This window comes from Nonomuraea purpurea (assembly GCF_042650645.1).
Taxonomy (GTDB): domain Bacteria; phylum Actinomycetota; class Actinomycetes; order Streptosporangiales; family Streptosporangiaceae; genus Nonomuraea; species Nonomuraea purpurea.
In genome coordinates this window covers 271,820-284,841 of the sequence record NZ_JBHSBI010000006.1, presented here as the reverse complement: position 1 = coordinate 284,841, position 13,022 = coordinate 271,820, and the positions used below count along the sequence as shown (strand labels likewise).

The 13,022-nt window shown below is 70.0% G+C and carries 12 protein-coding genes; 6 read left to right on the top strand and 6 right to left on the bottom strand.

Annotated elements, in window-relative coordinates:
- The first annotated feature begins 8 nt into the window (after positions 1 to 8).
- The gene (locus ACFOY2_RS14835) at positions 9 to 1,592 is read left to right on the top strand and encodes an Ldh family oxidoreductase (RefSeq protein WP_379528689.1); all 1,584 of its coding nucleotides are present in this window, start codon (positions 9 to 11) and stop codon (positions 1,590 to 1,592) included.
- Here the strand turns inward: ACFOY2_RS14835 and ACFOY2_RS14830 are convergent, their stop codons facing one another.
- Genes ACFOY2_RS14830 through ACFOY2_RS14815 form a run of 4 tightly spaced genes read right to left on the bottom strand, consistent with a single transcriptional unit; the run spans position 1,593 to position 5,164 of the window.
- On the bottom strand, positions 1,593 to 2,336 hold the full coding sequence (locus ACFOY2_RS14830; RefSeq protein WP_379528565.1) for an ABC transporter ATP-binding protein: 744 nt from the start codon (positions 2,334 to 2,336) through the stop codon (positions 1,593 to 1,595).
- Positions 2,329 to 3,237: an ABC transporter permease gene (locus ACFOY2_RS14825; protein ID WP_379528564.1), complete on the bottom strand. Its 909-nt coding sequence runs from the start codon at positions 3,235 to 3,237 to the stop codon at positions 2,329 to 2,331. Before ACFOY2_RS14825 ends, ACFOY2_RS14830 begins: the two co-directional genes overlap by 8 nt.
- Before the next feature lie 15 nt (positions 3,238 to 3,252).
- Positions 3,253 to 4,092 (bottom strand): ABC transporter permease, encoded by an 840-nt coding sequence (locus tag ACFOY2_RS14820; RefSeq protein ID WP_379528563.1) that lies wholly within the window; start codon positions 4,090 to 4,092, stop codon positions 3,253 to 3,255.
- Between the two features lie 25 nt (positions 4,093 to 4,117).
- Positions 4,118 to 5,164, bottom strand: a complete 1,047-nt coding sequence (locus ACFOY2_RS14815; protein WP_379528562.1) for a hypothetical protein — start codon at positions 5,162 to 5,164, stop codon at positions 4,118 to 4,120.
- Positions 5,165 to 5,529: 365 nt separating this feature from the next.
- Between ACFOY2_RS14815 and ACFOY2_RS14810 the strand changes: the two genes are divergently transcribed.
- From ACFOY2_RS14810 to ACFOY2_RS14800, 3 genes are read left to right on the top strand one after another with little or no spacing between them, the layout of a single operon-like run.
- Positions 5,530 to 6,627: an LLM class flavin-dependent oxidoreductase gene (locus tag ACFOY2_RS14810; RefSeq protein WP_379528561.1), complete on the top strand. Its 1,098-nt coding sequence runs from the start codon at positions 5,530 to 5,532 to the stop codon at positions 6,625 to 6,627.
- Complete coding sequence (locus ACFOY2_RS14805) at positions 6,627 to 6,758, top strand: hypothetical protein (protein ID WP_379528560.1); 132 nt, start codon at positions 6,627 to 6,629, stop codon at positions 6,756 to 6,758. The genes ACFOY2_RS14810 and ACFOY2_RS14805 overlap by 1 nt, the downstream gene beginning before the upstream one ends.
- The gene (locus ACFOY2_RS14800; RefSeq protein ID WP_379528559.1) at positions 6,755 to 7,471 is read left to right on the top strand and encodes an alpha/beta fold hydrolase; all 717 of its coding nucleotides are present in this window, start codon (positions 6,755 to 6,757) and stop codon (positions 7,469 to 7,471) included. The genes ACFOY2_RS14805 and ACFOY2_RS14800 overlap by 4 nt, the downstream gene beginning before the upstream one ends.
- Before the next feature lie 35 nt (positions 7,472 to 7,506).
- On the opposite strand, the gene ACFOY2_RS14795 is transcribed toward ACFOY2_RS14800, so the two are convergent.
- Both ACFOY2_RS14795 and ACFOY2_RS14790 read right to left on the bottom strand, forming a co-directional pair.
- Positions 7,507 to 8,805, bottom strand: a complete 1,299-nt coding sequence (locus tag ACFOY2_RS14795; RefSeq protein WP_379528558.1) for a PucR family transcriptional regulator — start codon at positions 8,803 to 8,805, stop codon at positions 7,507 to 7,509.
- Positions 8,806 to 8,847: 42 nt separating this feature from the next.
- On the bottom strand, positions 8,848 to 9,840 hold the full coding sequence (locus tag ACFOY2_RS14790) for a Gfo/Idh/MocA family protein (protein WP_379528557.1): 993 nt from the start codon (positions 9,838 to 9,840) through the stop codon (positions 8,848 to 8,850).
- Positions 9,841 to 10,079: 239 nt separating this feature from the next.
- On the opposite strand from ACFOY2_RS14790, the gene ACFOY2_RS14785 reads away from it, so the two are divergent.
- Positions 10,080 to 11,231: a flavin reductase gene (locus tag ACFOY2_RS14785; protein WP_379528556.1), complete on the top strand. Its 1,152-nt coding sequence runs from the start codon at positions 10,080 to 10,082 to the stop codon at positions 11,229 to 11,231.
- A 140-nt stretch (positions 11,232 to 11,371) separates the two neighbouring features.
- The gene (locus tag ACFOY2_RS14780; RefSeq protein ID WP_379528555.1) at positions 11,372 to 12,994 is read left to right on the top strand and encodes an FAD-dependent oxidoreductase; all 1,623 of its coding nucleotides are present in this window, start codon (positions 11,372 to 11,374) and stop codon (positions 12,992 to 12,994) included.
- The last annotated feature ends 28 nt before the right edge of the window (positions 12,995 to 13,022 follow it).

The window sequence follows — 13,022 nt, the reverse complement described above, 5'->3', positions numbered from 1 at the left end:
CTGGCGCGCTGTACACCGAGATGGCCGCGCAGGCGGGCATGGCGGGCGTGTACCTGGCGGTCGCCAACGCGGGCGGGATGCCGCCGTGGGGCGGAACGTCCCCGGTGCTCGGCCCCAATCCGCTGTCGATCGCGATCCCGGCCGCGCCCGGCCGGTCGTTCGTGCTGGACATCGCCACGACGGCCGCCTCGCACGGCGCGATCAAGGTCGCCAGGCAGCGCGGCGAGCCGATGCCGGTCGGCTGGGTCGCCGACCGGCACGGGCGGCCGATCACCGACCCCGACCGCGCGGAGGAGGGATTCCTGCTGCCGATCGGCGGCCACAAGGGGTCGGGGCTGACCATCGCCATCGGGCTGCTGGCGGGCGTGCTCAACGGCGCCGCGTTCGGCGGCGACGTCGTGGACCACCGGGCGGACCTGGTCACGCCGACCAACACCGGGCAACTCCTCATCGCCCTGCGCGCCGACGTGTTCCGCCCCCTGGAGCCGGTGCTCGCCGACGTGGTCAGGCACCTGGACGACCTGCGCGAGCCCGCCTGCGGCGACCCGCTGCGGCTGCCCGGCGACGAGGCCGCCCGGCTGCGCGCGGAGAACACCAGGCTCGGCGTCCCGATAGCGCCCGCCGTCATTTCCGCACTGAATGCCGAGGCGGCCCGCCACGGCATTTCCCAACGCCTCCAAGAAAATTTCCCGACGCCTCCGAGAAAGAGGAGAACGATGAAACTCGTGACTTTTGAGACCGGCCCGCGAACGGGTATCGGCGCGCTGCTCGAAAACGGTGACGTGGTCGATTTCGCCGCCGATCCCGGGCTGCCCGCGACGATGGCGGAATTCGTCGCGATGGGCGCCGCCGGGCTCGGCAGGGCCGTCGCGCTCGTGGCCTCCTCCGCGGCGCTCCCGGCCTCCGGCGTCACCCTGCTGGCGCCGATCCGCCCGCCCAGCAACGTCATGTGCGTCGGGAAGAACTACCTCGACCATGCCAGCGAGTTCGCCGGCAGCGGGTTCGACGCCTCGCAGCGCCAGGTCGTGCCCGACCATCCGGTCGTGTTCACCAAGGCCCGCTCCTCGATCGTCGGCCCGGGTCAGGACGTCGAGGTCTCCGCCGACGCCACCGGGACCACCGACTACGAGGGCGAACTGGCGGTCGTCATCGGCGAGGGCGGCGTCCGGATCCCGGCGGAGCAGGCGTGGCGGCACGTGTACGGCTACACGATCGTCAATGACCTGACCGTTCGCGAGCTGCAGAAGCGGCACGTGCAGTTCTTCATCGGCAAGAGCGCCGCCACCTACTGCCCGATCGGCCCGTGCCTGGTCACCCGCGACGAGCTCGGCGACCTGGCGGGCGTTTCCGTGCGCACCCGCGTGAACGGCGAACTGCGCCAGCAGGCGCCGCTCACGGACCTGATCTTCCCCATCCCCGTGCTGATCGAGGCGATCTCGGCGGCGGTGGCCCTGGAGCCGGGTGACGTGATCGCGACCGGGACGCCGGCGGGCGTCGGCATCGGGTTCGACCCTCCGCGCTACCTCGCCCCCGGCGACCTGGTCGAGATCTCCGTCGACGGGATCGGCACCCTGGCCAACCGCGCCGTGTGATCAGCGCACGGCCAGGGCCCCGATGCGCTCGAAGGTCCTGAACACCTCGGCCTTGGTCAGCGCCACCTCGGAGTCGGCCGCCTCCCTGGGGAAGGGCAGGCCCACGGGCACGTCCTCGGCGAGGCGGCCTCCCTTGGCGAAGACCAGGATGCGGTTGGACAGCTCCACCGCCTCGGCGACGTCGTGCGTCACGAAGACGACGGTCTTGCCGGTCTCCTGCCACATGGTGTGCAGCTCCGCGCGCAGGGTCCTGGCCGTGATGGCGTCCAGGTGGCTGAACGGCTCGTCCATGAACAGCACGTCGGGCTCGGTGGAGAAGGCCCGCGCGATGCCGACCCGCTGCTGCATGCCGCCGGACAGCTCGCTGGGGAACTTGTGCGCCTTGTCGCCGAGCTGCACCATGTCCAGATATTTCTGGCAGCGCGCCCTGGTCTGCGCCGATCGGTCGTTCTGCACGAACAGCAGGTTGTCCATCACGGTCCGCCAGGGCAGCAGACGGGCGGCCTGGAACACGTAGCCGGCGCGGGCGGGCCGGCCGTCCTGGGTGATCGAGACCTGGCCGTTGGTGGGCGTCTCGATGCCGCTCAGGATGTTCAGCAGGGTCGACTTGCCGCAGCCTGAGGCGCCGACGACCGACACGAAGACGTGCCCGCCCAGTTCCAGGTTCACATCGTCGAGGGCGACCACCTTGTCCGCGCCCGCGCCGAACTCCTTGTGCAGGTTCACGATCTTGATGTCAGCCATGCCGGGTACTCCTCTGCTCCTTGGCGCTCTGCTTGGGGTCGAGCGGTTCCTCGGCGACGTCGCCGCCGTTCGCGTCGGGACGCCACCTGAAGAAGCGCCGCGACAGCCGGTCGAACAGGAACTTCTCGAAGACGAGGGCGAAGACGACGAACAGCAGCGCGTACCCGATGACGCCGTAGGCGCGGTGGGCGTCGTACCAGAACTTGATCGTCCAGCCGGCGCCGTCCTGGCCGCCGAAGACCTCGGCGACCACCAGGCCCTTCCAGCCCAGCGCGAAGGCGTAACGGCCGGCCGCGAACAGGAAGGGCATCAGGGACGGGATCAGCACGTGCCGGATCGTCCGCTCGCGCGGGACGCCGAACGCGCGGGCCATGTCGTACAGGTCGGTCGGCGCGTTGCGGACGCCCTCACGCACGTTGATGATCACGTAGGGGACGCCGGTCAGCACCACGGTCACGATCGGGCCGATGTCGCCGAACCCGAAGGCCAGGCTGCAGAACAGCGCCCAGGCCAGGTTCGGCATCGCCAGGACGGCCACCACCCAGTCGTTGAAGAAGGCGTTGACCGACTTCGACAACCCCATCGCCAGGCCGATCGCAGCGCCGATCAGCATCGCGAACACCATGCCGATGCCGAGGCGCTGCAGCGAGATCAGGAAGGTCGCGTACACGTTGTTCGGGGCGAGCGTCTGGCCGGTGATCTCGTCCCACATGAAGCCCGCGACCTGCCAGGGCGTGGGCAGGACGTCCACCGCGAACGGCCAGATGGAGGCGACGAGTTCGATGCTCAGCAGCCACACGGCCAGGCACACCAGCGGGAAGGCCGCCCGGCCCGACAGCGGTCCTTTGAGCGCCCTGCCCAGCTTGCTCTTCGTCGGGGGCGCGACGGTCGTGGAGGTCATGGATCGGTCTCCCTTTCAGGCCTTGAGGGTCGCGCGCCAGGCGAAGAAGCGCCGCTCGATGACTTCGAGCACGACCTTCTCCAGGAAGAGGGCGAGGATGTAGAAGGCGAGGATCCAGGTCAGGAACACGGGAAGCTGGAAGAGCTGGGTCGCGGTGCGCATCTCGAAGCCGATCCCGCTGGAGGAGGAGAACACCTCGGTCAGCACCGTCACCTTCCAGGCCATCGAGAAGCCGTAGCGGACGCCGGTGAAGATGAACGGCGCCAGGTGGGGGATCACGATGTGGCGGTTGCGTTTGATCGCGCCGACGCCGAACGACCTGGCCATGTCCGTCAGGTCCTTGGGCAGCGACTTGATGCCCTCCGAGACGTTGACCGTGATGATGGCGAAGGTGGTCAGCACGATGGCGATCAGCGGCCCCGCCTCGCGGTTGCCGAAGACGATGGCGGTGATCAGCGCCCAGATCAGGCCGGGGGTGGTGACCCCGATGGTGACGGCGTCCTTGAAGAAGCCGCTCAGCCAGCGGTTCTGCATCAGCATGCCGACCAGGACGCCGACCACGAAGGCCAGCAGGAAGCCGATCGCGATGCGGGTCAGCGTGGTGGCGAACGCGGCCGGCACCTTGCCGCTCTGCCACAGCTCGCCGAAGGTGGCGAAGACCGCGCTCGGGCCGGGCAGCAGGGTCTCGTCCATGAAGCGTCCTGACGAGAACTCCCACAACCCGAGGAAGAACACGTAGCTGGCGAGCCGCCAGCCCCACGTCTTGATGAGGTCGTTGCGCCGTGACCTCCTGGCCAGCTCCTCCTGGCTGGCCCGTGGTTTGCTGGCGGACGGCGCGGCGGCGGCGGTCGACACGGGGGGTCTCCTCTGTGTCAGGGGGTCACTTGCTCGGTGTGAGGGCGACGAATCGCGGTTTCGGCGCGTCGGCCTCCAGCCGGTTGTGGTTGCCCGGCTGGAGGTCCTTCATCAGGTCCCAGATCTCGGTCTCCACCTTGATCCAGTCGTCGGTGAGGAAGACGTTGTCGACGACCCAGTCGTGCTCGCCTTCGACGAACTTGGTGATGTAGGCGATGTCCTGTTCCGACTCGACCGAGAAGTGTTGCGGGAACTTCCTGACCGTCTCCGCCTTCTGCTGCTTCCACATCTCGATGCCGCTCTGCCACAACTCCAGGAACTTCGCCGCCAGGTCGCGGTTGGCGTCGAACCACTTCTCGGTGGCGACGAAGTTGTTGCCGGAGACGTGCAGTTGACCGTCGTCCTCGGGGGCGAAGTCCTTGTAGAGCTGGAACGGCAGTTTGCCGTCGTACATGATCTCCAGTTCGCCCTTGCGGAGCTGGGGCACCGCGGCCTCGGGGATGATCGCGGCGGCCTCGCAGTCCTTGCGCATCAGGTTGGTCGGGTTGACGAAGTGGTCGTTGACGACGAGGTTGAAGTCCCCGCCTCCGACCCGGTAGTCGAGGTTGTGCATGCGCTTGGCGACGAGCGTCCAGAACGCGGTGTTCGAGGTGGGGCCCGACACGCAGATCTTCGACCCCTTGGGGATGTCGGCGAGCGTCCTGTACGGGTCGCCGGCCCGGCGGAACAGCGGGACCCGCTGGTAGTTGTACTTGCCGAACGTCACCGTTTTGATCTTGGTCTCGGCTTCCAGCACCGGGGTCTCCTGGGTGGACATCGAGACGATGTCGCCGTGCCCGCCCGCGAAGTAGGTGAACTCATCCCAGGTGGTGCTGGTCTGGATGCGGACGTTGTTGGCCGCCTCCCACTTCTGGATGGTGCCCGCCTGTTTCATCAGGTCCCAGACGGGGTCGGGGGCGAAGGCGAAGCGGATGACCTTGGCCCCTGGGCCGGCGGCCGTCCCGCTCCCGCAGCCGGCCGCGACCAGCACGGCCGACACGACGGCTGCGATGATCTTGATTCGGTTCGTCACTCTCACGGGATGCCTACCCTTCTCGCGGGCGTGGGGGCCGCTCGTCGCCGCCGGGGGAATGGGGCGCCGCGGCTCGAATGCGGCGTCGTCCCAGGCTGTGACGCGTGTCACCCATTGAAGGGACGTGCCATCCTGGACGCACTGTCAGGTCGCGTGATTTTTGCTCACCGTCGTTGTCGCAGACTGTAACGCGGGTGTTAACTGGCTCTATGGGGCGATTGTCGGCTGTTGTGCGATTGTTGTCCCTGACATCTCGCGTCATTGCGGGACCGCCGATTTCACAGCCCTCGCCACTGCGGGCGCGGTCATCGCCGCGTTGACTCTCCGCAGGCGCGGTCCGCGCCGCCGTGAACGAGGGAGACGCGATGAGACTCGGCTATTTCTCCATGCCGCTGCACCCGCTCGGCCGGACCTGGCAAGAGACCCTGGCCGAGGACCGTGAAGCGGTGATCCTCGCCGACCGGCTCGGATTCCACGACGCCTTCATCGGCGAGCACCTCACCGACCTGCACGAGAACATCACCAGCAGCATGCTCTTCCTGGCCACCCTGATCAGCGACACCGAGCAGATCCTGCTGGCCACCGGCACCACCAACCTGTCTCACCAGCATCCCGTCCTGGTGGCCGCGCACGCGGCCATGTTCGACCACCTGTCGGACGGCCGGTTCATCCTCGGCGTCAGCCCCGGCGCCCTCCCGTCGGACGCCGAGGTGCTCGGCATCCTGGACGAGGACCGCAACCGGCTCTTCGCCGAGGCCATCGACGTCATCTGCGCCGTGTGGGAGTCCGAGCCGCCCTACCGGCTCAACCTGCCGGACAACCGGTTCACCGTGACCACGGAACAGACCATCGACCTGGACCTGGGGGTCGGCGTCCTACCCAAACCCCTGCAGACGCCCCGCCCAGAAATCGTCGGCACGGTCGTCGCGCCCTACTCCAAAGGCGTCGTCGCGATGGGACGACGCGACTTCCACCCGTTGTCGGCCAACTTCCTGCTGCCGCAGTGGGTGGCCACGCACTGGCCCAACTACGCCGAGGGCAAGCAGGCCGCCGGCGCGAGCGCGGACCCGGCCGACTGGCGCATCGCCCGGACGATCTTCGTCGCCGACGATCCCGCGGTCGCCGAGGGCTACGGCCGCGCCGACGCGTCCAGCCCGTACCGGTTCTACTACTCGCAGATGCTCACCAAGATGCGCAAGATCGGCCGGCTGGGGCTGTTCAAGACCCACCGCGACCAGCCCGACGACGAGATCACCCTCGACCACGTGCTGGACCGGCTGGTCATCACCGGCACACCCGAGTCGGTCGCCGAGCAGATCGTCGACTTCCGCGCCGAGACCGGCGACTTCGGCGAACTCGTCTACGCCGGACTCGACTGGGTCGACCCGCGCCTGGCGCGGCGTTCCATGGAGCTGATGACCCAGAAGGTCATGCCCTCGGTCAACGCCGCGATCGGGGCCTGATGGGCGCGCAGGAGGACCGGCTGCCGCGCCTTCCTGACGACGAGCTGACCCCGGCGCAGCGGGCCGCCGCCGCCCGCACCCCGCCACCGCCCGGCGCGGCCCCTCTGCCCGCCAGGGAGGTGGAGCGGTGAGGCTGCTTCTGCTGCATCCGCTCGGCAGCGACGGCCGCTGCTGGGACGAGGTGGCCGCCCGCCTGGACGGCGTCGAGACACTGGCGATGGACCTGCCGGGCCACGGGACGGCTGCGTGCCTGCCCCGGGGAGCCGGGATCGGCGTGTTCGCCGACACGGTGGCCGAAGCGCTGGCGGGGGAGCGGGTGCACGTGGCGGGCCTGTCGCTGGGCGGCCTCGTCGCGCAGGAGCTCGCGGCCCGCCACCCGGCCCTGGTCGAGCGCGTCGTCCTGGCCGACACCGTGGACGTCTACCCGGAGCCGATGCGGCAGATGTGGCGCGAGCGGGCGAGCGTCGCCCGCGATCGCGGGCTGGCCGAGCTGGCCGAGCCGATGGCGGCCATGTGGTTCACCGACGCGTTCCGCGCCGGCGGCAGCCGCACGCCCGAGCGGATCCGCGAGCTGTTCCTGGCGATGGACCCCGAAGGGTACGCGCGCGCGTGCGAGGCACTGGAAGCGGCCGACACCACCGCCCTGGTCCCCGCCATCAAGGCGCCGGCGCTGGTCGTCTGCGGTTCTGCCGACCTGCCGCCGTTCACCGAGGCCGCCCGTCGGCTGCACGGAGAACTGCGGCGCTCGGAGCTGGTCTGGATGGCGGGAGCCAAGCACGCGGCCGCCCTGGAACGGCCGGCCGAGTTCGCCGCCGCCGTCCGCGCCTTCCTGACGGCAGCCTAGGCCGGTCGAGTTCGCCGCCGCTTCCTGACGGTCGCCTAGCCCTCGAACGACTCGCGGCCGTGCAGCAGGCGTACCAGCCGGATCGCCACCTGCAGCTCGGTGCGCCGCTCCTGCAGCGAGCGGCCGAGCAGCTGCTCGGCCTTCTGCAGCCGGTTGCGCACCGTGTGCTCGTGCAACTGCAGGTGCTCGGCCGCGGCCACGTGACTGCCGAAACGGAAGGACGCCTCCAGCGTCTCGCGCAGCCGCACGGCCTCGGTCGTGGCGGCCGCCAGCGGCCCCAGCTCGGTGTCGACGAAGGCCCGCGCCAGGGCGTCGTTCTGCAGCAGGAGCACCTCCAGGCCGGCGTCGGCGTACCGGATCACGGGCGGGGCGTTGAGCGCGCCCCAGGCCGCCCGCACCCGCTCCACCTCCTGGCACTGCCGCAGCGCGACGCGGAAGCCGCCCATGCCGGACTGCGGGTCGCTGACCGAGGCCGTCACGGCGATGTCGGTGAGCACACGGCTCAGCGCTTCGAGGTTGGGCGGCTGCCACGGGTCGAGCCGGCACAACCACACGACGTTGCTGCTCAGCGCGAGCGGATAGGACAGCGTCTGGTACGCCTTGGCGGCCACCCGCAGGCCGTCGGCGAGCTGCGTCGCCGCCCCCTCGGTCATCGCGGGCAGCAGCACGGCGACGTGGTGCCCGTCGATCTGGTACGCCAGGATCGCCAGGTCGGACGCCGTCAGCCGGGCGTCCTGGCCGCGCAGGAGCTCGCGCACCAGGTTCTGGCGCACGTGGGCGCGCGAGCGGCTCAGCGCCTCGTAGTCGCGGGTGTAGGTCTCGGCGACCTGCGAGGCGACATGGTCCTGGTAGGTGAGGATGACGCGCGTCAGGTGCGCCAGCGCGTCGCAGGCCGCCTCGCGGTCGAGGCCCGCCCGCTCGATCCTGCGCCGCAGATGGGCGGTCCACATCTCCCACTGGGTCAGGAAACTCACCCGGTAGGAACGCTGCATCGACTTCTGCGGGATGCGCAGTTGCGCCTGGACGGTGGCGAAGGACAACACCTTGTCCAGCCGGACGTCCTCCAGTTCGACGCGGCCGGCCAGGACGTCGCGCAGGGCGTACCCGTTCTGGGTGACGCTGGCCCGCAGCCGTTCGACGAACGCCTCGTCGCGGCGGTGGCTGGTGAACACGGTCCTGCTGCAGCGCTCGACCACGACGTCGACCATGGTCGGCACATCGAAGTCGGCCGCGGCCTCACGCACCGACGGCGGCAGCGGCCGGCTGTCGAACGGGTCGTCCTCAGGCTGGACACTGTGCACATCCACCAGTACGTCGTCCCTGGTAGCGAACATGAGCTCCTCCCACTTTAGGATGGCCGCCGCCGTCCGCGCACCTCAGCGCACCGGCTCGACCCTGCCGGACCGCGCCGAGCGCGTGATGGCCTCGAAGGCGCGCACGTTCGTCAGCATCTCCTCCAGCGTGACCGGGTAGGCGTCCTCGCCCGCCGCGGCACGGGCGAAGCGCTCGATGTTGTCGCGCACCGACGGGTGCGGCGGGTAGAAGGCCGAGACCGGCTCCTCGCCCCGGTGGACGGTGGTCACGTCCCAGCCGCGCGGCAGCTCGGGATGGTTGCGGTCGCGGATCTCCACCCAGCCCTGCGAGCCGAGCACGGTGACCCGCCCGGCGAACGGCGTGGTGAGGATCGCGGTGATCAGCGCCGTCTGGCCGTGCTCGAACCCCATCGTGATCGTCAGGGTGTCGCCGTTGGCGAAGTGCGTGGCCAGCGTCGAGAGCCGCGCCCACACCTCCACCGGCCTGCCGAACAGGGAGATCGCCAGGTCCACCAGGTGGATGCCGGTCGCCGACAGCGGCCCGACGGGCGCCGCCTCGGCCGACAGACGCCAGTTGTCCGGCGGCAGGGCCAGGAACTTGTCCTGGCTGAAGTTGCCCTCGAACACCAGCGGCGTCCCGAGCTCCCCTGCCAGGCACTGCTGTTTGAGTTTGACGACAGCGGGCTCGAAGCGCCGTTCGTGACCGACGCCGAGCTGCACGCCCGCCGCCTCGACGGCCTCGATGGCGCTGGCGGCCTCGGCGCCGGTGGTCGTGAGCGGCTTCTCGCAGAACACGTGCTTGCCCGCCTGCGCGGCGGCCACGATCTGCTCGGCGTGGAAGCGGTGCGGGGTGCACAGCACCACGGCGTCCACCGATGGGTCGCGCAGCGCCTCCTCGAAGGAGGCGGAGGTGCGCACGCCCGTCTCCGCGGCCCGCTCCCGTCCGCCGGGGTCGGGGTCGATGCCGTGGCTGACTTCGACGTACGCGCTGTCTTGGAGGTCCCGGACGATCTTCTGGCCCCACCATCCGAGGCCGACGACTGCTGTCCTGATCACGTGCGCAGTCAATCCCGGACGGCGGCCCGTCCGCGCTGGTCAGTGTCGTGATTTTTCCGCTTCTCATTGTCGGATCCCGTCATTTCCCTCGTCGGCGGGAAATCTGACCAGCGGGCGTAACGTTCTCCGCCACCGGGCTCCGGCCGATTTCACGGCGAGCGCCACTGCGAGCGCGCACCGGCGCTCTGTTCAATGAGCCCATGACTCGGCGCACCAGCGAGCTCCGCGGAGGTGGCGGTATGGACCAGGCGTCAGCCGGCCCGGTCTCGGAAACGGTCGACTCCATGCTGTTCCGCCACGTCGTCGGCCACCTGGCCACCGGCGTGACCGTGCTGACCACCGCCTGCGACGACCAGCGCTTCGGCATGACGGCCAGCTCCGTGACCTCGCTGTCGGTGGACCCGCCGACCATGCTGGCCTGCATCAACAACGCCGTCCCCACGGCGGGCGCGGTCGCCCGTGCCGGAAGGTACGTGGTCAACGTCCTGGGCGAGGCGCAGGGGCAGCTCGCGATGCAGTTCGCGGTGCCGGGCCCCGACAAGTTCAAGGACGTGCGCGTGCACACGGGCGCGCTGGGCCTGCCCGTGCTCAGCGACGCGCTGGCCCACCTCGAATGCGACGTCGTGGAGCAGGTGGACGGCGGCACGCACTCGGTCTTCATCGGACGGGTCCGCTCCGCCGTCGCCGGCCAGGGGCAGCCGCTGACGTACTTCCGCGGCGACTTCGGCCGCTTCGAGTTCGCCCGCGACGACCGGGTCTACAAGAAGGCCCGGCACCGCGTGCTCAGCCGCGTCTACCCGGCCAACGAGGTCATCCTCCTCGACGACCTGGTCAACGAGCTGAAAGTGGACCACTCCGCCGCCTTCTACGCGCTCACCCGGCTGGCCGCCGACGGCCTCGTGCGCCGCGACCCCGACCGGGGGTACGTCGTCACCCAGTTCGACGTCACCGTCTCCGACGAGACCTTCGACGCCCGGCTCGCCATCGAACTCGGCGTGATCGACCTCAGCATCGGGCACACCGCCGACGCCGAGCTGGCCGAGCTGCGGGCCAGGTTCGAGCGGATGGCGTCCCTGCTGGTCGGCGACCGGTTCGTGGACTTCGACGACTACCTCGACGCCAACTACGCCTTCCACGAATGGCTGGTGAGCCTGGCGCACAACCCGCTGCTGACGGCCACGTTCGGCGGGCTGAGCATCAGGAGCGTGATGACCCGCAGCTTCGGCTCCACCCCGACGACCTCGCAGAAGTTCATCGACGTGCAGCGCGACCTGACCGAGGCGTTCGAGCGCGCCGACAGGGCCGCGGCCCGCACGGCCGCCCGCGCCTACTGCACCCTGGCCAAGCAGCGCGTCCGCGAGATCCTCGCCCACACCGGCGGCCGCCTGTGACTCGTCGAGCGCTGACCGTTCGGTGGGGCGGATCAGCCGTTCGGTGGGGTGTAGGGCTCAGCCGCCGATTCATGAGATGGGTTGATGTGCACCTTGCTCCCGGATTGAGAGGCTGACGCCTCCATCCGAGAGGAGCAGAAGTGAACGACGAGAGTACGAACGCGGCGCTGAGCCGTCGTGGGCTGCTCGCCGGCGCGGGCGTCGCGGCGGCCGGCACATGGGGTGCCGTCCCCGCCTTCGCGGAATCGGCCCCTGCGGAGTTCGGACCGGTGACCATACGTCCGGGCGACTCCCGCTACGACAACCTGTTGCGCGGCAACAACTTCAGGTTCGCCGGCCGCCCGGACGAGATCCGCGTGGTCGCGTCGACCGATCAGGTGGTGCGCGCGGTGTCGGAGGCGGTGCGGTCCGGCCGTCGGGTCGCGGTGCGCAGCGGCGGGCACGGCTTCGAGAACCTCACCGCCGATCCGGAGGTGAAGATGCTGCTGGACCTCTCGTCGATGAACGCGGTCGGCTACGACGCCGACCGGCGCGCGTTCGCCGTGCAACCCGGCGCCACCCTCGGTGAGGTGTACCAGGCGCTGTTCAAGGGCTGGGGAGTGACGATCCCCGGGGGCGGGTGCCCGGGGGTGGGTGCCGGTGGGCACTTCGCGGGCGGCGGGTACGGGCCGCTGTCCCGGCGGTACGGCTCGGTGGTGGATCACCTGTACGGCGTGGAGGTCGTGGTGGTCGACCGCGACGGCACCGCCCGCGCGGTGGTCGCCACCCGCGAGCAGGACGACCCGAACCGCGACCTGTGGTGGGCGCACACCGGAGGCGGCGGCGGCAACTTCGGCGTGGTCACCCGGTACTGGCTGCGCTCGCCCGGCGCAACCGGAACCAACCCGTCCCGGCTGCTGCCGGCGTCGCCGCAGCGGATGTTGCTGCACACGATCTTCTGGTCCTGGGAGCACATGACGCAACAGACGTTCACCAGGCTTCTGCGCAACTACGGCACCTGGCATGAGCGCAACAGCGCGCCCGGTTCCCCGTACGCCGGGGTGTACGGGATTCTCCGGGCGTCGCACCGCGCGGGCGGAACGGTCATGCTGGTCGCGCAGATCGACGCGGATCTCCCCAACGCCGACCGTATGGTGACCGACTTCGTGTCCGCGGTGTCCGCCGGCACCGGCCTCAAGCCGGTGCTCGACCTCCGGCGGACGACACCGTGGTTGCACAAGATGACCTGGCCGGGCACCGGCGAGGCGGGTGACGCGCTGCTCCGGCGGTACAAGATCAAGGCCGGCTACCTGCGACGCTCGTTCACCGAGGCCCAGCTCGCGGCCATCTACCGCAACCTGACGAACTCCACCGGCAAACCGGAAGGCAACCTGCTGCTCGTCGGCTACGGCGGCCAGGCCAACGCGGTGGCACCTGCGGCCACCGCGATCGCCCAGCGAGACGTGATCATGAAGGCGGTGTACCAGTCGGTCTGGATGGATGAGAAGGAGGACGCGGCCAACCTCGCCTGGGTCCGCGGCTTCTACCGCGACGTGTACGCCGACACCGGCGGCGTGCCCGTGCCCGGCGAGGTCAACGACGGCTCCTACATCAACTACGCGGACGCCGACCTGGCCGACCCGGCGTGGAACACCTCGGGCGTGTCCGCGCAGACGCTCTACCACCAGGGCAACTACCCGCGCCTCCAGCGGGTGAAGGCCAAATGGGATCCGCGCAACGTCTTCCGGCACGCCCTGGCCGTCAAGCCTCCCCAGGACGGCTGAGCGGCATCAGGGCGAGCCGACGTGGCGG